Source organism: Aeromonas sp. R6-2 (assembly GCF_040908155.1).
Lineage (GTDB): Bacteria > Pseudomonadota > Gammaproteobacteria > Enterobacterales > Aeromonadaceae > Aeromonas > Aeromonas schubertii.
Genome location: NZ_JBFODE010000031.1, coordinates 30,200 through 56,036, shown reverse-complemented (window position 1 = coordinate 56,036; position 25,837 = coordinate 30,200). Strand labels below are relative to the sequence as shown.

The following is a 25,837-nucleotide window of genomic DNA, read 5'->3' as shown; positions in this document are numbered from 1 at the left end:
TGGCCTCATCCTCGCTAAAACTTTCATAGGAGTCGTTGACGGCCTCGATAAAGGCCGCCAGCACTTCCGATGGTGGTATACCGTCAGGAAAGCAGCGAGCGAGCTGCCGCTTAAGAAGACGATGCATGCGGGGGCGCTTCCGAAAGGGCCGTGACCGTCATGGTCTGGTTGTGCAACTCGGCGCAGTTGCCCAGTTCAAAGGGAGCTATCTCGCCGTAGGAGTAGTAACCACACACCTGGGCTTGCTTTCCCAGTACCTCTACCACCTGGTCGATCTCGTCGTCTGCCAGTTGCCGCAGTAGCAGACGACGGCCGACACAGCTTATCAATATGATCACCTCGGGCTGGCTCGCTTCCCCTTGCTGACAGACGCTGGCGGCCTGGCTTGCCCCCTCGATGAGCGACTCTGCATTGGCCCGCATCATTCTGACGCTCGCTCCCTGAGGGATATCACCGGCGAAGGTGATGCTGCCGCTATGCTCGTCGATGGCGAGCAGGGTCCGAACGACTGTGGTGGGCTTGTTGGCCTCCTGGATCTCCAGTGGATATCTGAGCCCCGCGGCGGGCAGATCGCATCCCAGCTCCCCGAGGTAGCGGCGGTAGACGGTGAGGGCGCTCTCGTGGTCGAGCTCTTTGAGCACATTGCCGTCGGCGGCGGTGACGGTTCGGACGGGACCGAAGGGGGTCCAGCCCCCACGCGAGCCATAGCCGACTCGCAGTCGCTCTCCATAAAAACCGATGGCGACCACCAGATGTGAGGCCAACCTCTCATTGGCAAGCACACTCGTCTCCTTGAAACATTCTCCATCGCCGGCCAGTCCCCCCGTGATGGGTATCGTGGGGTGGGTGTCACAGAGCCCCTTGGTGAGTTCGCTGCCGTTCACCGTGACCCCTTCACTGATGACCATGATGTAACGCAATCCTTCCGAGTCCAGAGCAAGGGCGAGGCGCTGGCCCGCCTGGTAGGAGGCCTTGCGATCATCGATCTCGGCGGTGACGAGGTGCAACCTGACCGAGTCAAACCCGATCAGGGTGGCGATCAGGGTGCCATCCGACGTGCCAAGAGCGGAGATCTCCCCGGCCGTGGTGCAGCCGACCAGCCGGGCCAGGGGTAATGTCTCCCTCAGGGCGTCGATCGCATCGGTAAAGCGCGGCAGATCACCAAACAGAAGAACCAGAGTATTGGAATGGTTAAACGGGGCCAGTTCACCGCCATCCCAGTGTTGGCCGTTCCAGCGAAGTTGAAGGGACGTCATAACCGCTTCCTTTACTGCAATCACTACTGAAGTCTAGACGTGTCATACCGCTCCTGCTCAGGGTGCCGGTGTGTGATCCCCAGGGTGCCGGCGCCGCATCCTGGCGCCCTGGTGTGCGGGACCAGAGGAGGGACAACCGATGCCTCCGCGCTTTCCCGCGATGGGTCGTCTATACCAAGGAGCATGGCCAATAATGCGTCACAGGAGAGAGATGACCGGGCTGCAACCTTTCGATGCTGCGCAGTACAAGCGCGCGCAGCGTGCGCAGTGGAACCGGGATGGTGCCGCGTGGCGGCGCTGGAACCCTGTGCTGGATCGCTGGTACGGAGAGGTGACGCGTCTGATGCTCGATAGCGCCGGGATCCGGCCCGGTCAGCGCATCCTCGACATCGCCGCCGGAGCCGGGGAGCCGGCGATCAGTGCCGCCGAGCGGGTCGGGCCCGACGGCTATGTGCTCGCCACCGATCTGTCCGAGGGGATAGTGGCGCTCGCCAGGGAGGAGGTGCACGGGCGCGCTTTGAACCAGGTGGATACCCGGGTGATGGACGGTGAGCGGCTCGATCTGCCGGATGCCACGTTTGACGCCGTGATCTGCCGGCTCGGCCTGATGTACATGCCGCATCCACTCGATGCCTTGCGTGAATGGCGCCGGGCGCTTAAACCCGGTGGCCGGGTTGCCCTGGTGGTCTTCTCCACTCCGGAACACAACGACTGGGGGGCTGTGCCGGCCGCCATTATCCGGCGTCACGCCGGGCTCGCGGCCCCTGCCGTCGGGCAGCCCGGTCCGTTCAGCCTGGGGGCGCCGGGTCTGCTTGACGCCTTGCTGCGCGAGGCGGGGTTCGAATTTCCTGTTGTGCGCGCCGTGCCGGTGCCGCACCGGGCAGCCTGCGCCGAGGCGTTTGTGCAAGTCGCCCGGGAGGCGTTTGGGGGGCTCAACGCCATGATGGCGCACCTGCCAGAGGCAGCGCAGCGCGCCGCGTGGGACGAGATTGCGCTGGAGATGCGCCGCTTCGAGTCGGCGTCAGGGTTTGAAGTCGGCGGCGAGTGCCTGCTGGCCAGCGCCAGCAAATGAGGCGATCCCTTCGAGTTGCAGCAGGGCCTGCTTGATGCCGAGTCCGCCCGCATAGCCGGTCAGGCGGCCATCTTTGCCGATCACCCGGTGGCACGGGACTATGACTGACAGCGGATTGCGCCCGTTTGCGGCGCCCACCGCGCGGCTCGCGCTCGGCTTGCCAAGGGCGGCGGCCAGCTCCCCATAGCTGCGGGTCTGGCCGTAGGGAATGTCGCACAGGGCCTGCCACACCGCGTGTTGAAACGGCGTGCCGCTCGGGGCGCATGGCACGCTGAACGAGCGCAGTCGTCCGGCGAAGTACTCCCTAAACTCATGAATAAACGGGGCGAGTGCATGCCGGTCACGCAGCCACCCCTCCTGGCTTGGCAGGGCGCGCAGACCATGCAGAAAGTCCACGTGGGCCAGCCCTTGCCGGTTGATGGCCACCAGCAGGGGGCCGCATTGGGTGTCCATCACATCAAAGCGGATCATCGGGTGCTCCTTGTCGTGCATCCATCACTGAAAACGGCAGCCTATGGGTGGCCCCATGCCACAGCCAGTTTGCGGCGTAGGCACGCCACGGGCGCCATGGCTCGGCCAGCGCCGTGAGCTCGGCCACCGACAGGCGGGTGCCCGGGATCGTGGCCTTCTGCAGCACCAGATCGCTGGCCGGGAACGCATCCGGATCCTGGCCGCAGCGCAGGCGCCAGTAAGCGACCGTCCAGGGGCCTATGCCGGGCAGGGCGAGCAGCTCGGCATCTTGCGCCGTCTCCAGGTTCAGGCCACCCAGCAGCGCCTCGGCCAGCCCCTTGAGGGTGCGAACCCGGCTGCCGGTCAGCCCCAGGCCATCCAGGCTCATCGCCTTCAGCTCGGCCGCATCGGGCAGTCGCGACGCACCAAACAGCTCGGCGCGGCGTGCCACCAGCCGCCCAAGCAGGGTGATGGCTCCTTTCACCGAGATCTGCTGACCTATGATGGCGCGCAGCATCACTTCGAGAGGACTCCAGCCTCCCGGCAGGCGCAGACCGGGGGCCGCCGCAATCCAGGGGGCGAGTCCCCCCTCCTGCAGTCGCGCCACAATGGGGAGTTGATCGGCATCGAGGTCCCATTGGCGACGCACCTTGTGCAGCAGTGCAGGCAACGCCTTGGGAGCAACCCCATAAAAAGTGACCCTGAGGTGATGGCCATCCCCCTGGCACACCTCGATGCGTGCCGGCATCCCGTCATCACCAGGCGTTAAGTGGCGAACGTAGCCGTGTGCACTCACTTCCTCGATACCCTTGATGGCGCGTACCCGAAAGAACGACAGCAAGGCGGCAAAGTCATACGGTGGCCGGTATCCCAGACGCAGTACCAGTCCCTCACCGCAAGCGATCGGATCCATGCGTTTGCGCAAGGCACTCGGGCAGAGACCATAGGCGTTAAGCCAGGCATCGTTGAAGCGGCGCAGGCTGTGAAAACCGGCCGAGAAGGCCACATCGGTGACAGACAAAGAGGTGTCAGTGAGCAGTTGCTTCGCCAGCAACAGACGCCGGGTTTGCTCCAGCTTGTGTGGGGAGAGGCCAAGATATTGCTCGCACTGGCGCCGCAACGTGCGTGCCGTCATGGCGCAGCGAGCCGCAAGCTCATCCAGAGTCAGATCGGCAAGGTCGCCCCGCTCGATGGCGTTAATGGCTCTCGCCAGCCCGGTCGGCAGGGCGTGGCGCTCTCCCGGAGCAAGCTCGGGACGACAACGTAGACAAGGCCTGAGCCCTGTCTGCTCGGCGGCGGCAGCCGAGAAGAAGTAGCGCACGTTAGCTTCGAGGGGGGGGCGTGCAGGACAGACAGGCCGGCAGTAGATGCCGGTCGAGAGCACGCCGGTAAAGAAGCGGCCATCGAAGCGGGCATCGCGAGCGAGGCGGGCGGCGCGGCACTGCTCAGGGGTCAGCGTCATAACATCTCCTGGGATCATGAACGCAGACTAGAGGTAGAAACACCGCAAGACTAGCCAAAAACGGACGGCAATCGAAAGAAAAGTCGTCGCCCCGGCGCTCAGGGTGTGCGAGGGTAGGGTGACAGGATAAAGGAGGTGGTCATGGCGGGAGCAGCGCGCGCAGGCGCACTCATCTATGTGGCGGATCTTGCGCGGCAGGCGCAGTTTTATCAGGCTCTGCTTGGCATGCAGGTGCTGCATCAGGATGCACAATATGCCGTGCTCGATAACGGGGACACTCAGCTTGTGTTACATCGGATGCCTGCACCTTATGTGGAGCAGATCGTCATCTCAGTGCCACCGACCTTGCGTGAACAGTGTGCCATCAAGCTGTTTTTCTCGGTGCCGAGTCTCGCGCGCGCCGAAGTCAAGGTGGCCGATCTCGGCGGTGGCATGCTCCCCGAGCAGTGGAGTGGCCCCGGCTTTGTGGTGCGTAATGCGTTCGATCCGGAAGGCAATCTGTTTCAGTTGCGTCAGTGGGAGCCGGACAACTGATGTGCAAAGGGCCGCGATGGCGGCCCTGGTTAAATCAACGTCCCAGATAACGCTGCTCCAGATGGCGGCGTAGCCAGTGGGGCGACAGGCTCTCGCCTGTGGCCTGCACCATCAGGGTGTCGGTTGGCAGGAAGCTCGCCTGTTGCCAGATCTTCTGCTTTAGCCAATCGAAGATCGCCGGCAGCTTGTCCGCCGCGATCAGCTCTCCCGTCTCGCCGAGATCGCGCTCCAGCGCGAAGCGCAGCTGCGCCGCCGTCATGGCACCCAGAGTGTAACTCGGGAAGTAACCGAACGAGCCATCGGTCCAGTGGATGTCTTGCATGCAGCCGTCCCGGTAGTTGCCTGCCGTGCTGATCCCGAGCCAGTGGCGCATCTTCTGATCCCACAGCTCAGGGATGTCGCGCACCTCGATACGGCCTTCCATGAGATCGCGCTCCAGCTCGTAACGCAGAATCACGTGGACCGGGTAGGTGACCTCGTCAGCGTCGACCCGGATAAAGCCGGGCTCGACCCGGTTATAGAGCCGCTCCAGGTTGGCCGGTGCCAGTGCCGGCTGATCGCCGAAATGGGTGCGGATGTGCGGCGCGATGAGCGACAGAAACGCCGGGTGATGACCAAGCTGCATCTCGCAAAACAGGCTCTGGCTCTCGTGCACGCCCATGGAGCGCGCCTCGCCGGCCGGCTGGCCCAGCCAGTCGCGCGGCAGTCCCTGCTCATAACGGGCGTGGCCTGTCTCGTGGATGATGCCCATCAGGCTCGAGACGAACTCGTCGTCGTTATAGCGGGTGGTCATGCGCACATCGGTCGGCACACCACCACAGAAGGGGTGGGTGCTCACATCCAGGCGGCCGTGGTTGAAGTCAAAGCCGATGATCCCCATCACCTCGAGGCCGAGCGCCTTCTGTTGCTCGACGGGGAAGGGGCCGACCGGTGTGAGTATCGCCGCCCCGCGCTGGCGCTCGGTCACCTCGGTGATGAGCCCGGGCAGCCAGGTGGCAAGATCCCCGAACACCTGATCCAGCCTGGTCACGCTCATGCCCGGCTCATACAGCGCCAGCATGGCGTCGTAGGGACGCACCCCGAGCGCCTCGGCACGCAGCCGGGCGACCTCGCGGGACAGGCGCACCACCTCCTCGAGGTTCGGGGCAAAGCCGGCCCAATCGTTCTCTTTGCGCTGACGGCGCCAGGCGTGTTCGCACTTGCTGCCGGCCAGGGAGAGGGCCTCGACCAGATCGGCCGGCAGCAGGCGCGCATCCTGCCAGTGGCGGCGGATCTCGTGCAGGTTCGCCTGCTGTGGTGGGCTCAGGGATTCCCCCTCGGCCGCGGCAATCCAGTCGCCCACGTCGGGGGCGGTTTGCTTCTCGTGCAGCAGCACCTCGAGCTCTGCCATGGCCTCGGCACGGGCATCATTGCCCCCCTCCGGCATCATGGTGGCCTGATCCCAGCCGCAGATGGCGGCCAGGTGTTGCAGGCGATGGATCTGTTGCTGGTGTTGTTCAAGCTTTTGATATGACATCTGTTGTTATTTCCTTGTCGATGCTTTCCTGGCCCCGGTGATGCAGGGAGGCCTGGCCTATCACGGGCCTGGCCCCGGTGATGCCGGGAAGCCTAGCCTATCACGGGGCGCCTCCCTTGCCGAGGCGTCGACCCAGATAGCGCCCCAGGGTGAGCAGGGGCAGGGTTGGGGGTAGGCCCCAGGGCTCGGGGATCAGCGAGGCGTCGCACAGATGCAGACCGCGAAGGCGCGTCTCCAGCCCCTCGTCCAGATGCTCGCCGAGGGCCACGCTGCCACCGGGATGGGCGGCAAACGGGTGGCTGCACACCAACCGGGTTGCCCCCGCCTGGCACAAGATGGCTTCGGCCTGTTGCCGGCCGATGGCCAGCACCTGTTTGTCCTGCCCGCTCAGGCTCTTGACTGGCCACTCCAGGGGGCCGACGCGTCCGGTCAGGCTGTCCCGTCCCTTGACCATGAGGCAGAGGCTTCGGTGCGGGTCGATGCGTCGTCCCACCTGAGCGGCAAAGAGATGCAGCAGGGGAGCCGGCAGGGCGAGATCCGTCAGCAGGTAACCCTGCTCGGGGGCGTGCAGGCCAAAGACCATGGGGAGTTCGCGCCCCGAGCCGGGGGCGGTGGGCAGCTCTCCCATCACCGCCAGCACAGGATCGACAAACAGGGACTCTCCCACCTCGGTGAGCCCGCTTCGGCGCAAGATCGCCGGGCTGCCGAGCCCGCCGGCCGCGACGATAACCCGGTTGGCCCAGGCCTCCTGCCAGCGTCCTCCCTGGCGATAACGCACTCCGACCGCGCGCCCCTGCCGCTCGATCACCCGCTCCACCCGGGCACCGGTCTCGAGACGAGCCCCGAGTCTGACCGCCTCCTGTACCCAGAGCCCGGGGTGCCACTTGGCCTGGAATGGGCAGCCATAGGTACAGCGGTGGCAGTCGCTGCGGCAGTTTGCCTGTTCGATGAGCTTCTCCTGGGCTTGCCAGGGGAGTTTGAGAGCGAGCGCCGCCTCGCGCAGCAGGCGGGCACGGGGGCCGATCAGCGACGCCTTGAGGGGGGCGATGGGCAGCTCTGCACGCACGGCGGCAAGATCTTGCGCCAAGTCGATGCCATGGCGCCGAAACAGGCTCAAGGGGGGGTCGCCTGCGGTGGCGTAGTTGATAAAACCTGAGCCCCCCGGGGTGAGGGCGCGCATGATGAGCATGCCGTCTTTGCTGATGAAACTGCTCTGGCCCGGTATGCAGGCCATGGGTAGCAGGCGGGAAAAGGTGCCGCACTGTTTGGGGGCCTGGCCCCGCTCCAGCACCAGTACCCTGGCACCCTCACGGGCCAGGGTGAGGGCAACCGAGGCACCGCCCGGGCCGCTTCCCACGACGATGGCATCGACCTTCATCCCAACCTCCTCATGTGGCGCTCCCGGTTTTCCGCCTTCTTGCGCTCGCTCTTTTTCAGCAGCACATAGAGGGCGCCACTGCCGCCATGGCGGCGCTCGGCACTGTGGATGGCCATCACCTCGGGGATCCGGGGCAGCCAGGCGCTCACATAGCTCTTGAGCAGGGCCTGGGGCTGGCTACGCTCGCCCTTGCCGTGCAGGACCAGCACGGCGCGGATGTCCCGCTCCTGACAGTCGCGCACAAATTGCAGCAGCACCATGCGCGCCTCACGCAGGGTGTGCTGATGCAGATCCAGGCAGGCCTGCAACTCGTACTTACCGAGACGCAGTTTCTTGTAGACCCCCTCCTGAACACCGTCACGCTTGAAGCCGACCGAATCATCGGGGCGCAGCATGTCGACGGCTTCCATGGAGAGATAGTCGAGATCGCAACCCTGCGTGCCCATGGCGGCATCGCGCCGGGCGAGCTGGGCATCGCTCGGGAGGTGGGCGGTTGGGGGTGTTTGGACACGGTCGGAGCTAATTGGCTTGACGCCGCTCATCTCCGCCATAAACAACTGATGCTCGTCGTGGTGCACGGCGATGGTTCCTGGCAGTTTTTGCCAGAGTATACCGCCGCGCCCCGACAGGAAAAACCGTGGCGGGCAGGAGGCCTGCCCGTGGTGACTAGTGCCCCTGCTTGGGTTCGTCGTGGTTGATCTTGTAGATGAAGTAGCCGGCGTAGAAGCAGACCAGCAGTATGGTGAAGATGATGACCAGCATGGACATCAGGCCTACGTCATTGCCAAACATCAGCTGCATCCAGAACTCCATGATTGACTCCTCTTCCTTGGGGGATGAGAAGCATCATGGATGCATCTTAACCGTATGAAACTGATCTCGATCAAGGGTCAATGACGCCTATTTAATCGGCGCCTTAATTTGTGACGGGCTTCACTTGGTAACCACTTCTCTTCGCCCCCTCCAGCAGGCCGTCGGCCCCATAGAGATGCAGCGCTCCCACCACCACCAGGCTCTGTGCAGGCAGGGTGGGGAATTTGGCCAGCCAGCGGCGGTTGCGCTCGGCCAGCAGTTTTTGTTCGAGCCAGACCTGCAGCTCGGCGGGGCCCATCTCCTCGCGCAGCAAGGCGGTGAGGGTCTTCTCATCCCCCGCCTGCCAGGCCTTGAGTACCTGCTCGAAGGTCTCCTTGAATCCGGTCAGCTCGTCGAGGGTGCCTGACAGCATCGCCTCCTGATATGGGGCCACGCTGGCGAGATAGCCGAGCTGCTCGGCAAAGCCTTCCAGTCCGATGACCGGTTTGCCCTCTTTGCCTGCCAATTCGAGGAAGTGGTTGTCGATGCCGAGGGCAGGATTGAAACCGTGGCGAGTGATGGCCGCCTGGGTCAGGGTGAGGGCGACAAACCAGGGCTGCAGCCCCTCCAGCCCTTCCGGGGAGAGTCCCACATCGCGAGCGGCGGTGGTCAACCTCTGATGCAGGGGGGCGGGTAGCACCTGGCGCAGGGTCTGCGGAGGGGGGAGGCGGGTCAGCGGGCCCATGGTGGCCAGCTCTTCGGGGGGGATGCGAGTGAGATCCACCTCGACCACCAGCTGCCGGCTCTGGCGCCAGGCTGCCTCGACGGGGGCGGGAAGGGGGTAGAGCGCCGGGGTCCCCGCATGGACAGAGCCGAGCAGCCAGAGGGTTTGATCGCCCTTCTCGAGGCGGTAGAAGGCGGGATCGGCCAGCAGCAGGTGGGACCAGGTCAACAGGGGCAGCAGCAGCCACAGACGCAGGGATTTGATCATGAAAAACCTTATGTTGCACACTGGGGGCGCCTCACACTAACACAAAGGGAAGTTTGTATGCCTCACCTGCGTTGCCGCGCCATGTCCCAACCGGATGTGGAGCGACTGAGCCTGACCCTCATCACAGAGCTTGCGGCTCTACTGAGGGCCGACCCGGCCCACTTCACCCTGGAGCGGCTCGAGAGCACCTTCGTCGCCGACGGCTGGCCCGTTCATGGATCCCCCATGATAGAGGTGCACTGGTTTGCCCGCCCTCAGGAGCAGCAGGATGCGGCAGCGCGCCTCATCACGACGCGGGTGCGTGACATCGTGGGAGAGGGGGTCAAGATTGCCGTGCTCTTCTTCCCCCTGGCGCGCCACGCTTACTACAGCGATGGCGCTCATTTTTGACACTCAGGCCGCCTTGGCCAGCAACCGATCCAGTAGCCGGGTCGGCAGCAGGCGCCGCAACCAGGAGAAGAGACGGGTCGGGAAGGTGACCGGGTAACGGGCTCTGGGGCGGCGACTCGAGAGGGCATGCACCAGGGGCGGGATGCAGGATTCGGGGGGCAGGGTGAAGCGTCCGCTCGGTCCCTCCCGCTCCAGCCGCTCCAGGGTCTGGCGATAGGCTTTTTGGTGGCGGCTCCCCTTCACATCGATATGACGCAGGAAGGCATCCCGGGCATGCTCACGAAAACGGGTGTCGATAGGGCCCGGTTCGATGAGGCTAACGTGGACGCCGCTGCCAGCCAGCTCGAGGCGCAGGGTGTCGCTGTACCCCTCCAGGGCGAACTTGCTGGCGTTGTAGGCGCCGCGAAACTTCATGGCCACCAGCCCCAGCACAGAGCTGTTTTGTACGATACGCCCCTCTTTGGCCTCGAGCATGGCCGGCAGTACCAGACGGATCAGATGGTGCCAGCCGATGAGGTTGGTCTCGAGCTGATCACGCAGGGCCTGGGTCGGCAGATCCTCCAGCGCCCCTGGCTGGCCATAGGCGCCGTTGTTAAACAGGCCATAGAGGCGTCCACCGGCGAGGTAGAGCGCCTCGGCCGCCCCCTCATCGATGCTGGCGGGATCGCTTAAGTCCAGACGCAGAGCGGTGAGCCCCTCCTTGCGCAGGCGGGCCGCATCCTCTTCCGTGCGGGTCGAGGCAATCACCGAGAAGCCGTGAGCGCGCAGGGCGCGGGCCGCGGCCAGACCAATGCCGCTGGAGCAGCCGGTGATGAGTACGTAACGGTTGGCCATCATGGGGTCCTTGAGATGAAGAGGGCTCAGGGTAGCGCAAAATGAAACCGGGCCACAGGGGCCCGGTTGGATTGCATGGCGTTCGCGCAATTACATGATGGTGAACGGCATGATGACGTGGAACTTGACGTCATGCTCGGAGGCGAAGATGTTCGGATAGTGAGTCCAACCACCGTCCTGAGTGATGTCGTTGTTGTAGTCGGTGTAGTGCAGCTTGAACAGGGTGCCCTTGAGCTTGCCATCCTGCACGGTATAGCTGACGTCGAAGTTGACGGCCCACTCGGTGTCTTCACCGTTGGCGGCCTTCTTGCCCTGGCCATCCTCGATATCCCAGCCGTAGGCACCGGAGACACCCACGGACCAGCCCGGAGCGCCCACCAGATCATCCAGGGAGCGGGTCACGCCGGCAAACAGGGCCTTCTCGTTGTTGGCGTTCCAGTCGGAGCGGGAATCCCACCAAATCTCGTTGGCGCCCTGGGAGTTGGCGTAGCCACGGGTCAGACGGGGCAGATAGTTACCCTCGGCACCCTCGGCCTTGGTCCACATTCCTTCCAGACGGAAACCGTAGTGGCCGGCATTCCAGGCGGCGGTCAGAGCCTGCTGCCATGCCAGACCGTCGTAGGTCTCGATCTTGCTACCACCCTTCTCATAGGTGTCGGTCTCGGAGCCGTAGAACTGGTAGCTGGTGGAGAGGCCACCGAGCACGTCAAACTTGTGAGCCAGTTTGAAGTGGTAGCTGTCCATGTAGCCTTCGGACTGACCGAAGGCGGCGGTGACGGCGGTGCCGTTTTCGAAGGTGTAACGAGCGGCCAGACCGTGGATATAATCGATGACGTTCTCGGAAGCGAACGGATCCATCCATGCCTTGGCACGGGAGAACTTCTGGGTCTGCTTGTACCAGGGAGCCTTGTACTCGTCAGCGATGGCATAGGTCAGGTAGAGACCGCCGAAGTTACCTTCGATCTGGCCACCACGGTAGGTACCCGGTTGATAGGACCAGTTGACGCCCATGATACCCGGAACATAGAGCTGGGTCAGACCACCCTTGGCGGTGATGGCACCGTCCATGAATTTCAGCTTGAGGGCTGCGTTGGAGAGGCTGACGCCACCTTCGGGGGAGCCATCGGCGTAGTTTTCACCCCACTTGCCACCGGCGAAGGAGAACTCGTTTTCCTGATTGACCGGGTGATTCTCGGTCACGGCCAGGTCATAGGCACCAAAGCCGCCCAGATCCAGACCGACGGTGTCCCAGGCATAGCCGGAGTTGAAGTTCAGAGCCATCTGGGTGGTGGCGTGGCTCAGGTTGGATTGGTACTTGCCTTCCTTGTTTTTGGCAGTGGGGTCACCGTCGATACGCTGACGATCACGCTGGAAGTAGAAGAGGCCACCGGTGATCTTGGCATCGTTCACAAACGCTTCATAAGACTTGCCGTATTCCGGGCTCATCATATCCTGGGCGGCCACAGCCAGACCCGGGGCCACCAGTGCGGCAACGACAGCGGCGCTCAAAGCGGCACGCTTGAAGATCACTCTTTCCATTGATAATGCTCCTGATTTTATGGACTTAGCATTTTTCGGGCGGCCGGGTCACAGCCCGCCGCTCGGTGATGGCATCTGGCCTTTCGGCCTGCTCTTTATCTTGTTTGTGTCGCTCTCCCGGGTCTTGGCCCCCGTGGATGCAAACACTTCATCGATTCTCTTTAATCTCGTTCCGAACTTGGCCTTCGGACACCTCAAGAGTACTTTCGCACCGCGAAATATCAATCGCCTGATTGCCTCAATTTTCAAAAGTATGACAGAGTGCAAAAAAATCAGACCTTCCCGGGGAACTTTCGTGAACAGGCCGCGATAAAAGGGCTGGCAACGTTTTCCAGTGCGCCTTTTGGTCGTCTTTGGTCACTTTTTTACCCTTTGCCAGGCGCACTCTTGGTGCCGGACAGGGTTAAAATAATTTGCACTCAAAAAAAACAATGGGATGGCGCCGGGTCCCCGAATGGGGAGCTTGTCCCCCAAGTCATAAAAGTGTCATAAAAGGTTCCAATAATTGGCGCACGTTTCTTAACGCGGGAGAGTAGAGGGAAATGGCAAAGCGAATTCTGGTGGTCGAGGATGAGGCCCCAATCCGCGAGATGCTCAGCTTCGTGCTGGAGCAGAAGGGATATGATGTCATCGAGGCCCAGGACTTCGACGATGGGCTGGTCAAGTTGAAAGAGCCCTATCCCGAACTGATCCTGCTGGACTGGATGTTGCCCGGTGGCAGTGGTATCCAGTTTCTCAAGCAGCTCAAGCAAGAGGAGCTGACCCGTCAGATCCCGGTGGTGATGCTCACCGCCCGTGGTGAGGAAGAGGACAAGGTACGCGGTCTCGAGGCCGGTGCCGACGACTACATCACCAAACCCTTCTCCCCCAAGGAGCTCACCGCCCGCCTGCATGCCGTGATGCGCCGGGTGTCGCCTACCTCGGTGGAGGAGGCGATCGAGGTGCAGGGGCTGCGTCTTGACCCCCTCTCTCACCGGGTCAGCGTGGAGGAGAAGCCTCTCGACATGGGGCCAACCGAGTTCAAACTGCTCCATTTCTTCATGACTCACCCGGAACGGGTTTACAGCCGTGAGCAGCTACTCAACAATGTGTGGGGCACCAACGTCTATGTGGAAGACAGGACGGTTGATGTGCATATCCGCCGCCTTCGCAAGGCCATCGAAGAGACGGGTCACGACCGTCTCATCCAGACCGTGAGGGGGGCGGGCTACCGCTTTTCGACCCGGCTGTAGGAACACGCCATGTTGCAACCGTACAGTTGGCGCCGTCAGCTCTGGCGCATGATTGGGTTTTATATCCCCTTCGCCCTGCTTGGCTGGCTGCTCGACCACGTGGCCGCAACCCTGTTGGTTGCGACCACCCTTCATCTCGTCTGGCACTATCAGCAGCAACACCGGCTGGCCCACTGGCTGTGGCATGATCGCAGCCTGGTGCCCCCCTCCGGCAGCGGTAGCTGGGAGTACATCTTCAACGGCATCTACAAGCTGCAGCAGCGTCAGCGCGGCCGCCGCCGGGAGCTGGCGGGCCTCATCCGCCGCTTTCGCGAGGGGGCCGAGGCGCTGCCCGATGCGGCCGTCGTCTATCGGGAGGATGGCTCCATCCTCTGGTGCAACAAGTTGGCGGAGAAGATGCTCGGCTTTCGCTGGCCCGAAGATGCCGGTCAGCACATCGGTAACCTCATTCGCGCGCCGGCCTTTACCGCCTACCTGGCCAGGGGGGACTACGAGGATCCCCTCGAGCTGCACTCACCGGTCAACGACGACAAGTTGCTGGAGTTTCGTATCATGCCCTATGCCCTGGATCAGGCGATCCTGGTGGCCCGGGATGTGACGCGTCTGCGCAGCCTCGAGAAGACCCGCAAACACTTCGTGGCCAATGTCTCTCACGAGCTGCGTACACCGCTTACCGTGCTCAAGGGATATCTGGAGATGACCGAGGAGCTGCCGGCTCCCGGTATGTGGGGCAAGGTACACAGGGTGATGCATGAGCAGACCCTGCGCATGGACAATCTGGTCAACCAGTTGCTCACCCTGTCGCGTATCGAGGCGGCGAGCGAGGTGGATCTGGCCAGGGTGGTGGATATACCGGCCATGCTGGCCCTGCTCGAGCAGGAGGCCAATGCCCTCTCCGGAGAGCGGGCCCATCTCATCCGTTTCCAGGTCCAGCCCGACTTGAGGGTGCACGGGGATCCGGATCTGCTGCGTAGTGCCGTTTCCAATCTGGTCTATAACGCGGTGCACTATACCCCGCCCGGCAAGGGGATTCTGGTGGAGTGGCGGCGTCAGGGGCAGTATGCCCTGTTTGCCGTGACCGATGAGGGGGAGGGCATTGCTCCCGAGCACCTCTCGCGCCTTACCGAGCGTTTCTACCGGGTGGATCGGGCACGCTCGCGCCACACCGGGGGGTCGGGATTGGGGCTGGCCATCGTCAAGCATGCCCTGAGCCATCACGATACCCATCTGGAGATAGAGAGCCGACTCGGCCGGGGGAGCCGTTTCAGCTTCCTCATGCCTCCCCAGCTGATTGCCGATCAGCGCAAGAGCGCCTGACCAACCATACAGAGGGCTGCCCGGGCAGCCCTCTCTCTTTCGTGCGTTGACCGATAATGGCTTGGCATGTCATGAAAGTGTCACAGATTGTCCATATCTTTGTCATGGCACGGCCAGATACTGGCGCCGTCTTGGAACAGACCCTCGTTACTTTTGGAGAGATTGGATGAAACTCAACAAATTGGCTGGCGTTATTGCTGTCTCTGCCGTGACCCTGTTTTCTGCCCACAGCATGGCAGCAGGTGTCGACAAAAATCTGCAGGAGTATCAGCCTGTTAGCGGTATTTCCGGTAACTTGTCTTCAGTTGGATCTGACACCCTGGCCAACATGATGACCCTGTGGGCCGAAGAATTTAAGCGCATGTATCCGAACGTCAACGTTCAGATCCAGGCCGCCGGCTCCTCCACCGCCCCCACCGCCCTGACCGAAGGGGTCGCCCAGTTTGGCCCCATGAGCCGCGAGATGAAGGCCGGCGAGATCGAGGCCTTCGAGAAGCGTTTTGGCTACAAGCCGGTCGGGATCCCGGTCGCCGTGGATGCCCTGGCGGTGTTCGTCAACAAGGACAACCCCGTCAAGGGGCTGACCATGGAGCAGCTCGACGCGATTTTCTCCAGCACCCTCAAGTGTGGTGGTGCCCAGCAGGCTTCCCGTTGGGCCGATGTGGGCCTCGAAGGGGGTTGGGCGGCCAAGGATATCCAGCTCTACGGTCGTAACTCCGTCTCCGGTACCTATGGCTACTTCAAGGAACACGCCCTGTGCAAGGGTGACTTCAAGAGCGGTGTGAACGAGCAGCCGGGCTCTGCCTCCGTGGTGCAGTCTGTCTCCTCCTCCCTCAATGGCATCGGTTACTCCGGTATTGGCTATGTCACCTCCGGTGTGCGCGCCGTGCCCCTCTCCAAGGATGGCAAGAGCTTTGTCGAGGCGACCGAGCAGAACGCCCTGACCGGCAAGTATCCGCTCTCCCGCTTCCTTTACGTTTACGTGAACAAGCACCCCAACAAGCCCCTCTCTCCCATGGAGCAAGAGTTCATCAAGATGATCCTCTCCAAGAGCGGCCAGACCATAGTTGCCAAGGATGGTTATATCCCGCTCCCGGCCAAGGTGGTCGAGCGTGACCTCAAGACCCTGGGTCTGATGTAAGATCTGCGCTGTAAAAAGCGGGCCCGTCGGGCCCGCTTTTTATTTACCCACTCCCTGATGACTTGCGCAGCGCCCCCCCTTTTTTGACAATAGAGTGAAGTCGTTTCCCAAAGGATGCTTCATGTCGCTCACCACCCGCTCTGTTCGTCTGCTCTCCTTGCTGTGCGGGGCCACCCTGCTGGCCGCGTGTGCCCAATCCCCGACCGGACGCAGTCAGATGCTGCTCTACTCCCCCCAGCAGATGAACCAGCTGGGCGCCAGCTCCTTCGAGGAGATGAAAAAGCAGGCGAAGATCAGCACGGACAAGAAGGTAAACGCCTATGTGCAGTGTGTCGCCGGCGCGGTGACTGCCCAGGTGCCGGCCCACTACGGCATCAAGAGCTGGGAGGTGGTGGTGTTTGACGATAAACAGGTCAATGCCTTCGCCCTGCCCGGAGGTAAAATCGGTGTCTATACCGGGTTGCTCAAGGTGGCGGCCAATCAGGATCAGTTGGCGACCGTCATCGGCCACGAGATCACCCATGTGCTGGCCCAGCACTCCAACGAGCGCCTCTCCCGCAGCCAACTGGCCGGTATCGGTCTGGCGGCGGCCGACGTGGCGCTTGGCTCCAGCGAGTATGGGGGGGCCACCATGGCGGCGCTGGGACTGGGGGTACAGGTGGGTTATCTGCTCCCCTATGGCCGTGCTCAGGAGAGCGAGGCCGACAAGATGGGGCTCGATCTGATGGCGAGTGCCGGTTTCAACCCTGCCGAGTCGGTTGCACTGTGGCAGCGCATGAGTGCCCAGAGCGGTGGCAACAAGCCGCCACTGCTGCTCTCGACCCACCCGAGTGACACCCAGCGTATCGAGGCGCTGCAGGCCGACCTGGCCCGGGTTGATCCCATCTATCAGCAGGCCCGTGCCGCAGGCAGGAGCCCCCAGTGTCGGAAATAAGCCTGCGCATCGCCCGTCTCGAGGACGTGGCGGCCATGGTCCGGTTGCAGCGTGCCAGCTGGCGCATGGCCTATGGCAGCGTGCTGGGTGAAGACGTGCTCGAGCAGATGGATGAGGCGGCCCACCACCGGGTGTGGGAGCGTCGCCTCACCGAGACCGACCCCCGCCCCATGTTGATCTGCCTGGAGGAGCAACCGGTCGGGCTGCTCTACTGGCAGCAGGAAGGGGATCTCGCCTGGCTGCGCGCCTTCTACCTCGATCCCGACATCTGGCGTCAAGGGTTGGGTCGTCGTCTGTGGCAGGTGGTGATGGTGCAGATGCGCCGGGCCGGTTGTCGTGAGGCGCGCCTCTGGCTGCTCGGTGGCAACCGCATCGGTGCCGGTTTCTATTTCAAGCACGGGTTTCGTCCAACCGGTGAGCGCCGAACCCTGCAGACACTCGGTCGAGACTGTGTGCAGCATCAACTGGCTCGCCCCTTGTGACCCCGTTTTACGCCCCTCGTCACTTTATTTTTTTTGCGAATTAATACAATAGAGCCTCTTGAGGATTGGGTTGCTCCATATCAGGGAGGAAGGCATGTATTACGGATTCGATATCGGTGGCACCAAGATAGCGTTTGCCGCTTACGATGGCGGCCTGGCACTGCGCCACGAGCTGCGTCTGGCGACCCCTAAGGACGACTACGAGGGACTGCTCGATCTGCTGGCCGAGCAGGTGCGCCAGGCCGATGTGCGCTTCGGGGTTCGCGGCTCGGTGGGGATCGGCTTCCCCGGTATCATCAACGCCCAGGATGGCAGCGTGGTGGCCGCCAACCTGCCCGCTATCAATGGTCGCCATCTGGGGAGGGATCTCGGCGCCAGGCTGGATCGTCCGGTCGCCGTCGACAATGACGCCAACTGTTTCCTCTGGTCCGAAGTTCAGGAAGGCAGCGCCGACGGCGCCGCCTCGGCCCTTGGCATGACCATAGGCACCGGCATTGGTGGCGGTGTCTACCTCAATGGCCGCATTCATCAGGGCCGTAACTGGCTGGCCGGCGAGATAGGACACTACCCGTTGCCGGGCACTCTGTTGCTGAAATATCCGGATCTGCCCCGCCTGCGCTGTGGCTGTGGTCGTCTCATCTGCTTTGAGACCCTCGCCTCGGGCAGCGGCCTGGAGCGCCTCTATCACCATCACACCGGTGAGCGCCAGAGCGGTCAGCAGATTGTGGCCCGCCTTGAGGCGGGGGAGGCCGCGGCTCGGGCGGTGATCGACGGTTGGCTCGACGTGCTGGCCGCCGGGCTGGCTTGTGCCCTCTCCACCCTGGATCCCGAGGTGGTGGTGCTGGGGGGGGGGCTCAGCGGGCTACCCATCCTCTATGAACAGCTGCCCTTGCGTCTGCCCGGCCATCTGCTGCCCGGGGTGGCGCTGCCGGCCATTCGCCAGGCCCGCTTCGGCGGGGCCGGCGGGGTTCGTGGGGCAGCTCTCCTTAACCTGACCAGATGAGAGCGGGCCATACCCGCACCAAGCCATGACGAGACTCGAAGTTTGCATCGATAACCTTGAATCCCTGCACACGGCCCAAGCGGCCGGAGCAGATCGCATCGAACTGTGCAGTGCCCTGGGGCTGGGGGGGCTCACCCCCTCCCATGGCCTGATGCAGCTGGCTGCCCGCCTTGCCCGTGTCCCTGTCTACGCCATGATACGACCCAGGGCCGGGGATTTTTGCTTCTCCGAGGAGGAGATGGCGCTGATGGAGCTGGATATCGCTGCGGCCCGCTCGGCCGGTCTGCAGGGGGTGGTGGTGGGGCTGCTCGACGAGCGAGGCCGGGTGCCGGGTGAGCGGCTCAGGCGTCTGGTGCAGGCCGCGGGTCCGCTTGGCGTGACCTTTCACCGGGCCATCGATCTCTCGAGCGACTGGCGTGCCGATCTTGAGATCATCATAGCCGCCGGCTGCGAACGCATCCTGAGCTCGGGCCAGGCGGCCAGCGCCGAGGCGGGGCTGGTGACCTTGCGCGAGATGCAGGCCCTGCTCGCCGGGCGGGCCAGCCTGATGCCGGGGGCCGGGGTCAATGGGGACAATGTGCTGCGGATCCTGGCCGAGAGCGGGGCCGCTGAGGTGCATATGTCCGGCATGGGCTGGCGTGGCAGCGCCATGGCGAGCGGCGTCTCCATGGGGAGTGCCGACGATGGCCGCATCAATGTCACCGATGCCGGCAAGATCGCCGCCGTGCGTCGACTGCTCGGCTGACACGACAGGGGGCGTCGGCTCTGTTATCATCGGCCCCTCATTTACCCTCGAGACAAGCGAGAGCGACATGTCCCAATACAACACCACCGAACAGAAGGCCAGCTACGGCGTCGGCCGTAACATGGGCGAGCAACTGGCCCAGCAGGCGTTCAGCGGTCTGGATATTCCGGCCCTGCAGCAAGGTCTGGCCGATGCCCTGAACGGCCTCGAGTTTGCCGTCAGCCGCGACGAGATCAACGAAGCCTTCGGTATCATCACCGAGCGCATGCAGGCCGAGCAGGAGGCCACCGCCAAGGCCGCCGCCGCCGAGGGTGAGACCTTCCTGGCCGACAACGCCAAGCGTGCCGAGGTGCAGGTGACCGACTCCGGCCTGCAGTATGAAGTGCTGGTAGAGGGTAACGGTGAAACACCGGTTGCCGGTCAGTCCGTACGTGTTCACTACCACGGTACCTTCACCGATGGTCGTGTCTTCGACAGCTCCGTCAGCCGTGGCCAGCCGGCCGAGTTCCCGGTGACCGGCGTCATCAAGGGTTGGGTTGAGGCGCTGCAGCTGATGCCGGTGGGTTCCAAGTGGAAGCTCTACATCCCGCAGGATCTGGCCTATGGTGCCCGCGGTGCCGGCTCCATCCCCCCCTACTCTGCACTGGTCTTCGAAGTCGAGCTGCTGGACATCCTGTGATCCACACCAAGCGGTAGACCCTGACGGCGGCCCCTGTGGCCGCCGTTCTTTTTGGGGTTATAGTGGTCATCATGACAGCAAGGGGAGGGGATGATGAGAGAGTGTCTGTTGGTGTTCTGGCTGCTGGGTATGGTGCCAGCGGCGCTGGCCGATACGGTGCGTTGCAAGGATACCCTGATCACGGAGGGGGACAGCACGGCCCTGCTGCTGATCAAGTGCGGCGAACCCCTCCTCAAAGAGGATCTCACCCGTTTCGAGGAGAACGGCTTCGGGGCGAAGATCACGGTCAAATACGGCGAGCGCTGGACTTATAACTTTGGCAAGCAGCGTTTTATGCAGATGGTGACCGTGGTCAACGGCGAGGTGGTCGAGATCGAGAATGGCCCGCCGGGAGAGTCGTCGCGGGCCATCCCTTAGCAGGGGGCGAGACCCGGGCGCAGGGTGCGCAGCAACTGGTTGATCTGGCCGGCCAATGCCCGCTGCTCGCGCTGCCCTTCGAGCCTGACGCGCCCGTCGCAGAAACGAAATTCACCCACCGACTCCACCGCGAAGGCACCCCGGTGGAAGCTTTTTACATAACGGGCGATCTGAACCGGTGAGAAGCGTTTGAAAATTTTCATCTGTTCCTCGACAGTTTGATTAGTCATTCTCACTATAACAGTATCAGATGACGGTAAGATGAACGGTCTCGTCGCCCTTTGTTAATCATTCATGGGGAGATGTCGCCTGCAGAATAATGGCTTTATACTGCAACTCTTTTCATGCAGTCAGGAATAATCAGGGATGGAACTGGTCGAGGTGGTGGACGAGCAGAACAGGGCTGTGCGGATTGCTCCCAGGGACGAGATCCGGCGGGATAATCTGGCTCACAGAGCCACCTATATCCTGGTGCGGCGCAGCGATGGCCGGGTGGTGGTACAGCGTCGGACCCTTTGCAAGGATTTTTGTCCCGGTATGCTCGATGCCTGTTGCGGCGGTGTGGTGAGTGCCGGTGAGCAGTATGACGAGAGCGCCCTGCGCGAACTGGCCGAGGAGCTGGGGGTGCAGGGGGTGCCTCTGCACGGTTTTGGTACCTTCTACTCACGCAGTGACCTCTACCATGTCTGGGGGGGGCTCTATCTGTGCACCTATGATGGCGAGCTGACGTTGCAGGCCGAAGAAGTTGAGTCTATCGAGGAGCTCACCCTGGAGCAGATTGCCGCCCGAGCCGACGAATTCACCCCGGACTCCCTCATTGCCATCGCCGAGCTGCGCCGACGCGGCGCCTTCACCCAACTCAAGGAGTAGCCCATGATCGCCATCGGAAGCCGATTGCCAGAGCACGATTTCACCTTTATTACCCCGGAGGGGAAGGTCACCCGTAGCAGTGCCGATCTCTTCGGCGGCAAGCGCGTCGTGCTGTTTGCCGTGCCGGGGGCCTTCACCCCGACCTGCTCCAACGCCCATCTACCGGGTTATGTGGTCAAGGCGCAGGCGTTTGCGGCTGCCGGGGTCGATAGCCTCTGCTGCCTCTCGGTCAACGATGCCTTCGTGATGGCAGCCTGGCAGCGGGAGCAAAACGCCGAGGCCATCACCATGCTGGCGGACGGGGATGGCGCCTTCGCCAGTCAGTTGGGGCTGGCCAAGGAGACGGGCACCTTTGGTGGCCTGCGCGCCCAGCGTTTTGCCCTTATCGCCGAGGATGGCGTGGTGACGGCACTGCGGGTCGAGGCGCCGGGCAAGTTCGAGGTGTCGGATGCCGAGAGCCTGCTGGCCCTGCTGTAATTTAAACGCCGACCGTTTACACTAACGGCAACTTGTGAGGCCTGCAGTCAGCAGGCCATTTTTTATGCGTAGAGGATGTAAAACGAGATGACCTTGTCCCTGTTGGCCATCGTAGCCGGACTGGCCCTGCTGGTGTGGAGCGCGGATAAATTTGTGGATGGGGCGGCGGCGACCGCCCGCTATGCCGGTATGCCTCCCTTGCTTATCGGCATGGTGATCATCGGCTTTGGCACCTCGGCCCCCGAGATGGTGGTGTCGGCCCTGGCCGCTTCTCAGGGCAACCCGGGCCTTGCCCTGGGCAATGCCTATGGCTCCAACATCACCAATATCGCGCTCATTCTGGGTCTGACGGCCCTGATCAGCCCCATTGCCGTCGCCTCTCAGGTGGTACGCAAGGAGATCCCCGTCCTGCTCGGTATCACACTGCTTTCGGGGGGGCTGCTGCTCGATGGGCATCTGGGGCGCGGGGATGCCCTGATCCTGATCGTGGTGTTCTTTGTGTTGATGGGCTGGTCCATCTGGCAGGGGATGACGGGTCGTGGGGATGCCCTCGATGCGGAGGTGAGCGAGGATATCGAGAGCGAGGGGATGAGCCTCAAGCGTGCCCTCTTCTGGCTGGTTCTGGGGTTGGTGCTGCTGGTGGGCGCCTCTCGCCTGCTGGTGTGGGGGGCGGTCGAGGTAGCCCATAGCCTGGGGATCAGCGATCTCGTCATCGGCCTCACCATAGTGGCGGTGGGCACCTCCCTGCCGGAGCTCGCCTCGTCCCTGATGGCCATCAAGAAGAAGGAGCACGACCTGGCTCTTGGTAACGTGCTGGGCTCGAACCTCTTCAATACCCTGGCGGTTGTGGGGATCGCCGCCGGCATTCACCCGCTGGATGTGGATCCGGCGGTGCTCTCGCGGGACTGGAGCGTCATGATGGGGCTGACCCTGGTGTTGCTGTTTATGTGCGTGGGCCGCAAGGGACAGGGTCGCATCAATCGGGCCGAAGGGGGTTTGCTGCTGACCGCCTATGTGGCTTATACCCTCTGGTTGCTGGGCACTCAGTTCTGAGTCTTGGCAATAGAAGAAGGGGAGCCATCGAGGCTCCCCTTTTCGTTGGGGTCAGGCGACGGCGGTGAGTCGCAGCTCTTGCTGGCTCGAGTCGATCACCAGGATGTCGGCCTTGGGGAAGAAGTTGAAGGTGGAGGCGGAGGCCCAGGTGTAGGCACCCATGACGCGGCCGACCACCAGGTCCCCTATCTCCAGCTCGGGCAGCGGGATCTCATCGCGGATCACATCCACGCTGTCGCAGGTGGGACCGGCCAGCACGCTGCGGTGCGGATCGCCACTGACATAGGGCACACTCACCGGGTAGGTGACGTGGTCGTACATCTGGCCGTTGTAGCTGCCATAGAGGCCATCATCCAGGTAGTACCAGATCTTGTCGCCGCGATGGGCCTTGCCCATGACGCTGGCCACCGAGGTCATGGCCGGGGCCGAGATGAAGCGGCCGGGCTCGGCAAGCTTCTGCACCGTGGCGGGGAGCCTGGCCAGGGCGTCACGAATGGGGGCGCAGAAGGTGTCGATATCGAACTCGCCCCCCTCATAGTCGACCGGGAAGCCACCGCCGATATCCAGCACCCAGGGCTTGAGGCCGAGATCCCACGCCTGCTCCAGGATGGCGCGGCAGGCATCGATGGCCTGCACGTGGCGCCTGGGGTTGGGCACCTGGGAGCCGACGTGGAAGGAGAGCCCCATGACCTTGAGCCCCTTGGCCTGGGCCAGCTGCATCAGGGGCAGGGCCTGCTCCGGGGTGCAACCGAACTTCTTGGAAAGGTCCACCTTGGTCTCGGGGTTGGGGAAGCTGACGCGCAGCAGCAGTTTGACCTCGTCCTTGTAGGGGAGAAACTTGTCGAGTTCCCAGGGGTTGTCATAGACAAACACGGTGCAGCCGTACTCCAGGGCGTGGCGAATATCGCCGTCACGCTTGATGGGGTGGGTATGGATGCAGCGCCCGGGGCGTACCCCCTGGCTCTTGACCAGATCCACTTCGCCGTTGGTCGCGAGATCGAAACAGGCTCCCTCTTCCTTGAGCACCTCGACCAGCGCGGGGTGGGGAAGGGGTTTGAGTGCATAGTGCAAACGCACATCGGGGAGGGCGGCGGCCAGTGCCCGGTACTGTTTGCGGACGCTGGCCTTGTCGAGGAGCAGCAGAGGGGAGCCGTATTGTTCAATCAGTTGGCGGTAATCCAGAGCCTGAGAGGTCTCGTTCATTGTCGTGTCATCATCCTTAGGGGGCGCAGTGCCCAGTCCAGTCACAGTGAACCGGCGGCGGCCGGCTCAGGCGCGAACCAAGCTCGCGTGGGTGCTTGGTTATGCGCGTGATTATGGTCTCATTGCATTTTTGTGCAATATGCGTGGGTGGGTATGTTGTTGAGTTTTTCTGATTGAGACGACAGAGGAAACTGCATGGTTTCCGGGGGAGGCTGATGCCAGGTTGTGTGATTGTTAATGAAGGTAAACAAGACGAAAAAGCCGGCATGAATGGGAGACAGCTCACGTTTTTTTGATTACCATGCGCCGGCCTAATCCAAATTTAGTTCGGATGAAGGTGGCAGGAGAGCGATGGGAAACCATCCACCGAAGAAGTGAATCTTTCAGGTACCGGGCAACCGGTGTGGACTGCCACTGGACGATACTCTGGAGAGACCCGTTAAATCGGGCGCCGAAGGAGCAAGGCTGCCGACCCGTGCGGCAGCCGGAAACTCTCAGGCAAAAGGACAGAGGGGATGGGATGGTTGTACCCGGGCTTTGGCCCTTCGCATCGCCTCTGCGATCGTATTGCTATTGGGAAGATCATCCTTCTCCTCCTTAATTTTTCTGTTTAAGGAGGATGCATGTCATCAATTCAAGCGGCCTTGTTGGCCATCGACAGTTTCATCTGGGGGCCTCCCCTGCTTATCTTGCTGGTCGGTACCGGCATCTATCTCACCGCCCGTCTCGGACTGTTGCAGGTCTTGCGGCTGCCCCTTGCCCTGCGTCTGGTATTTGGCCGCGATCAGGGACAGGGCAAGGCGGGGGATGTGTCGAGTTTCGCGGCGCTGTGTACCGCTCTCTCCGCCACCATAGGCACCGGCAACATCGTCGGGGTCGCCACCGCCATCAAGCTGGGCGGTCCGGGTGCCCTGTTCTGGATGTGGATGGCCGCCTTCTTTGGCATGGCGACCAAGTATGCCGAGTGTCTGCTGGCGGTGAAGTACCGGGTGACCGATGCCAATGGCCAGATGGCCGGTGGCCCCATGTATTACCTCGAGCGTGGTCTCGGCTCCAGGCCGCTGGCCAAGCTGTTTGCCCTGTTTGGCATCGGAGTGGCCTTCTTTGGTATCGGCACCTTCCCTCAGGTCAATGCCATCTCCGACGCCATGACCCTGTCGTTTGCGGTGCCCCGTGAGGCGACCGCCGTAGTGCTGACCCTGCTGGTCGGGCTGGTGACGCTGGGGGGGATCCGCTCCATCTCCAGCGTGTCGAGCAAGGTGGTGCCCTTCATGGCCCTCTTCTATATCGTCTCTTGCCTCGGGGTATTGGTGGCCAATGCCTCGGCACTGCCTGATGCGGTCTCCCTGGTGCTCACCTCGGCCTTCACCGGTCAGGCGGCGACCGGCGGATTCGTCGGTGCCGGCGTGATGCTGGCAATCCAGTCCGGGGTGGCGCGCGGTGTCTTCTCCAACGAGTCGGGCCTTGGCTCGGCCCCTATCGCAGCGGCGGCGGCCAAGACCGACTCTTGCGTCGAGCAGGGGCTGGTTTCCATGACCGGCACCTTCTTCGACACCATCATCATCTGCACCATGACCGGCCTCACCCTGGTGGTGACCGGGGTGTGGAGCGGCGATCTGAGCGGTGCGGCCATGACGAGTGCTGCCTTCGCCCAGGGACTTAACCCCCATGTGGGCCAGTACCTGGTGAGCATAGGCCTGCTCTTCTTTGCCTTCACCACCATCCTCGGTTGGAACTACTATGGTGAGCGCTGCACCGAGTATCTGTTCGGGGTCAAGGCCATCAAGCCCTATCGCCTCACCTATCTGGCGCTGGTGGCCAGCGGCGCCTTCCTCCACCTGGATCTCATCTGGTTGCTGGCAGATATCGTCAATGGCCTGATGGCGGTACCCAACCTCATCGGTCTTATCGGCCTGCGCCATGTGGTGGTGGCCGAAACCCGGGCCTTCTTTGCCCGGCGCGATAGCGCTGAGCCGGAAGGGGAGACTCAAACGGCCTGATTTCTAGAGTGAGCCCGGTTTCGACCGGGCTCACTGCATGATTTAACTCTCGGATTACTGACTCCTTGCA

At 62.8% G+C, this 25,837-nt stretch carries 28 protein-coding genes and 1 riboswitch; of the genes, 16 read left to right on the top strand and 12 right to left on the bottom strand.

The window, feature by feature from the left end:
- Positions 1–110: 110 nt before the first annotated feature.
- Positions 111–1,256, bottom strand: coding sequence for an FIST signal transduction protein (locus tag AB5Y48_RS06610; protein WP_368164043.1), 1,146 nt, complete (start codon positions 1,254–1,256; stop codon positions 111–113).
- Positions 1,257–1,449: 193 nt separating this feature from the next.
- On the opposite strand from AB5Y48_RS06610, the gene AB5Y48_RS06605 reads away from it, so the two are divergent.
- Positions 1,450–2,328 (top strand): class I SAM-dependent methyltransferase, encoded by an 879-nt coding sequence (locus AB5Y48_RS06605; RefSeq protein ID WP_368164042.1) that lies wholly within the window; start codon positions 1,450–1,452, stop codon positions 2,326–2,328.
- Here the strand turns inward: AB5Y48_RS06605 and AB5Y48_RS06600 are convergent.
- Positions 2,278–2,799, bottom strand: coding sequence for a methylated-DNA--[protein]-cysteine S-methyltransferase (locus AB5Y48_RS06600; RefSeq protein WP_368164041.1), 522 nt, complete (start codon positions 2,797–2,799; stop codon positions 2,278–2,280). The genes AB5Y48_RS06605 and AB5Y48_RS06600 overlap by 51 nt on opposite strands.
- On the bottom strand, positions 2,786–4,240 hold the full coding sequence (locus AB5Y48_RS06595; RefSeq protein ID WP_368164040.1) for a DNA-3-methyladenine glycosylase 2 family protein: 1,455 nt from the start codon (positions 4,238–4,240) through the stop codon (positions 2,786–2,788). The genes AB5Y48_RS06600 and AB5Y48_RS06595 overlap by 14 nt, the downstream gene beginning before the upstream one ends.
- A gap of 141 nt (positions 4,241–4,381) precedes the next feature.
- Between AB5Y48_RS06595 and AB5Y48_RS06590 the strand changes: the two genes are divergently transcribed.
- Positions 4,382–4,774, top strand: coding sequence for a VOC family protein (locus tag AB5Y48_RS06590; protein ID WP_368164039.1), 393 nt, complete (start codon positions 4,382–4,384; stop codon positions 4,772–4,774).
- A gap of 34 nt (positions 4,775–4,808) precedes the next feature.
- Here the strand turns inward: AB5Y48_RS06590 and AB5Y48_RS06585 are convergent, their stop codons facing one another.
- The 5 genes from AB5Y48_RS06585 to AB5Y48_RS06565 all read right to left on the bottom strand — a co-directional run bounded on the left by AB5Y48_RS06585 (position 4,809) and on the right by AB5Y48_RS06565 (position 9,451).
- Positions 4,809–6,290: a carboxypeptidase M32 gene (locus tag AB5Y48_RS06585; protein WP_368164038.1), complete on the bottom strand. Its 1,482-nt coding sequence runs from the start codon at positions 6,288–6,290 to the stop codon at positions 4,809–4,811.
- A gap of 100 nt (positions 6,291–6,390) precedes the next feature.
- Positions 6,391–7,668: an FAD-dependent oxidoreductase gene (locus tag AB5Y48_RS06580; protein ID WP_224159639.1), complete on the bottom strand. Its 1,278-nt coding sequence runs from the start codon at positions 7,666–7,668 to the stop codon at positions 6,391–6,393.
- The gene (gene smrA / locus AB5Y48_RS06575; protein ID WP_082177879.1) at positions 7,665–8,246 is read right to left on the bottom strand and encodes a DNA endonuclease SmrA; all 582 of its coding nucleotides are present in this window, start codon (positions 8,244–8,246) and stop codon (positions 7,665–7,667) included. The genes AB5Y48_RS06580 and smrA overlap by 4 nt, the downstream gene beginning before the upstream one ends.
- Before the next feature lie 88 nt (positions 8,247–8,334).
- The gene (locus AB5Y48_RS06570) at positions 8,335–8,481 is read right to left on the bottom strand and encodes a DUF3149 domain-containing protein (RefSeq protein WP_082177880.1); all 147 of its coding nucleotides are present in this window, start codon (positions 8,479–8,481) and stop codon (positions 8,335–8,337) included.
- 103 nt (positions 8,482–8,584) lie between these two features.
- Positions 8,585–9,451 carry a TraB/GumN family protein gene (locus tag AB5Y48_RS06565; protein ID WP_368164037.1) on the bottom strand — a complete coding sequence of 289 codons (867 nt, stop codon included), beginning with the start codon at positions 9,449–9,451 and terminating at the stop codon, positions 8,585–8,587.
- A gap of 57 nt (positions 9,452–9,508) precedes the next feature.
- On the opposite strand from AB5Y48_RS06565, the gene AB5Y48_RS06560 reads away from it, so the two are divergent.
- Positions 9,509–9,841 carry a DUF1904 family protein gene (locus tag AB5Y48_RS06560; RefSeq protein ID WP_368164036.1) on the top strand — a complete coding sequence of 111 codons (333 nt, stop codon included), beginning with the start codon at positions 9,509–9,511 and terminating at the stop codon, positions 9,839–9,841.
- A gap of 3 nt (positions 9,842–9,844) precedes the next feature.
- Here the strand turns inward: AB5Y48_RS06560 and AB5Y48_RS06555 are convergent, their stop codons facing one another.
- Positions 9,845–10,675 (bottom strand): SDR family oxidoreductase, encoded by an 831-nt coding sequence (locus AB5Y48_RS06555; protein ID WP_060584814.1) that lies wholly within the window; start codon positions 10,673–10,675, stop codon positions 9,845–9,847.
- Positions 10,676–10,765: 90 nt separating this feature from the next.
- Complete coding sequence (locus tag AB5Y48_RS06550; RefSeq protein WP_368164035.1) at positions 10,766–12,214, bottom strand: OprD family outer membrane porin; 1,449 nt, start codon at positions 12,212–12,214, stop codon at positions 10,766–10,768.
- Between the two features lie 542 nt (positions 12,215–12,756).
- Here AB5Y48_RS06550 and phoB point away from each other — a divergent pair.
- The 9 genes from phoB (at position 12,757) to AB5Y48_RS06505 (ending at position 20,164) form a co-directional block, all read left to right on the top strand.
- Positions 12,757–13,446: a phosphate regulon transcriptional regulator PhoB gene (gene phoB, locus AB5Y48_RS06545; RefSeq protein ID WP_050666991.1), complete on the top strand. Its 690-nt coding sequence runs from the start codon at positions 12,757–12,759 to the stop codon at positions 13,444–13,446.
- Between the two features lie 9 nt (positions 13,447–13,455).
- Entirely contained in the window at positions 13,456–14,763 is a 1,308-nt protein-coding gene (gene phoR, locus AB5Y48_RS06540) for a phosphate regulon sensor histidine kinase PhoR (protein WP_050666992.1), read from the top strand.
- 166 nt (positions 14,764–14,929) lie between these two features.
- Complete coding sequence (locus AB5Y48_RS06535; RefSeq protein ID WP_050666993.1) at positions 14,930–15,904, top strand: PstS family phosphate ABC transporter substrate-binding protein; 975 nt, start codon at positions 14,930–14,932, stop codon at positions 15,902–15,904.
- Positions 15,905–16,025: 121 nt separating this feature from the next.
- Positions 16,026–16,838: a M48 family metallopeptidase gene (locus AB5Y48_RS06530; RefSeq protein ID WP_050666994.1), complete on the top strand. Its 813-nt coding sequence runs from the start codon at positions 16,026–16,028 to the stop codon at positions 16,836–16,838.
- Positions 16,826–17,320, top strand: coding sequence for a GNAT family N-acetyltransferase (locus AB5Y48_RS06525; protein ID WP_136613123.1), 495 nt, complete (start codon positions 16,826–16,828; stop codon positions 17,318–17,320). The genes AB5Y48_RS06530 and AB5Y48_RS06525 overlap by 13 nt, the downstream gene beginning before the upstream one ends.
- A gap of 94 nt (positions 17,321–17,414) precedes the next feature.
- Positions 17,415–18,323, top strand: coding sequence for an ROK family protein (locus AB5Y48_RS06520; protein ID WP_060584823.1), 909 nt, complete (start codon positions 17,415–17,417; stop codon positions 18,321–18,323).
- 25 nt (positions 18,324–18,348) lie between these two features.
- Positions 18,349–19,068, top strand: coding sequence for a copper homeostasis protein CutC (locus AB5Y48_RS06515; protein ID WP_368164034.1), 720 nt, complete (start codon positions 18,349–18,351; stop codon positions 19,066–19,068).
- Between the two features lie 67 nt (positions 19,069–19,135).
- Positions 19,136–19,747 (top strand): FKBP-type peptidyl-prolyl cis-trans isomerase, encoded by a 612-nt coding sequence (locus tag AB5Y48_RS06510; RefSeq protein WP_050666997.1) that lies wholly within the window; start codon positions 19,136–19,138, stop codon positions 19,745–19,747.
- A 129-nt stretch (positions 19,748–19,876) separates the two neighbouring features.
- Positions 19,877–20,164, top strand: a complete 288-nt coding sequence (locus AB5Y48_RS06505; protein WP_050667160.1) for a DUF2845 domain-containing protein — start codon at positions 19,877–19,879, stop codon at positions 20,162–20,164.
- Here AB5Y48_RS06505 and AB5Y48_RS06500 read toward each other — a convergent pair.
- Positions 20,161–20,367 (bottom strand): DUF1107 family protein, encoded by a 207-nt coding sequence (locus tag AB5Y48_RS06500; RefSeq protein WP_050666998.1) that lies wholly within the window; start codon positions 20,365–20,367, stop codon positions 20,161–20,163. The genes AB5Y48_RS06505 and AB5Y48_RS06500 overlap by 4 nt on opposite strands.
- A gap of 163 nt (positions 20,368–20,530) precedes the next feature.
- On the opposite strand from AB5Y48_RS06500, the gene yfcD reads away from it, so the two are divergent.
- The 3 genes from yfcD (at position 20,531) to AB5Y48_RS06485 (ending at position 22,564) form a co-directional block, all read left to right on the top strand.
- Positions 20,531–21,034: an NUDIX hydrolase YfcD gene (gene yfcD, locus AB5Y48_RS06495; RefSeq protein ID WP_368164033.1), complete on the top strand. Its 504-nt coding sequence runs from the start codon at positions 20,531–20,533 to the stop codon at positions 21,032–21,034.
- A gap of 3 nt (positions 21,035–21,037) precedes the next feature.
- Positions 21,038–21,511 (top strand): peroxiredoxin, encoded by a 474-nt coding sequence (locus AB5Y48_RS06490; RefSeq protein WP_050667000.1) that lies wholly within the window; start codon positions 21,038–21,040, stop codon positions 21,509–21,511.
- Between the two features lie 87 nt (positions 21,512–21,598).
- Positions 21,599–22,564, top strand: coding sequence for a calcium/sodium antiporter (locus AB5Y48_RS06485; RefSeq protein ID WP_368164032.1), 966 nt, complete (start codon positions 21,599–21,601; stop codon positions 22,562–22,564).
- A 51-nt stretch (positions 22,565–22,615) separates the two neighbouring features.
- On the opposite strand, the gene AB5Y48_RS06480 is transcribed toward AB5Y48_RS06485, so the two are convergent.
- Positions 22,616–23,767: a type III PLP-dependent enzyme gene (locus AB5Y48_RS06480; RefSeq protein ID WP_368164031.1), complete on the bottom strand. Its 1,152-nt coding sequence runs from the start codon at positions 23,765–23,767 to the stop codon at positions 22,616–22,618.
- 416 nt (positions 23,768–24,183) lie between these two features.
- Positions 24,184–24,287: riboswitch (glycine riboswitch) on the top strand.
- A gap of 103 nt (positions 24,288–24,390) precedes the next feature.
- Here AB5Y48_RS06480 and AB5Y48_RS06475 point away from each other — a divergent pair.
- Positions 24,391–25,767 (top strand): sodium:alanine symporter family protein, encoded by a 1,377-nt coding sequence (locus tag AB5Y48_RS06475; protein WP_050667003.1) that lies wholly within the window; start codon positions 24,391–24,393, stop codon positions 25,765–25,767.
- Positions 25,768–25,837 lie beyond the last annotated feature (70 nt).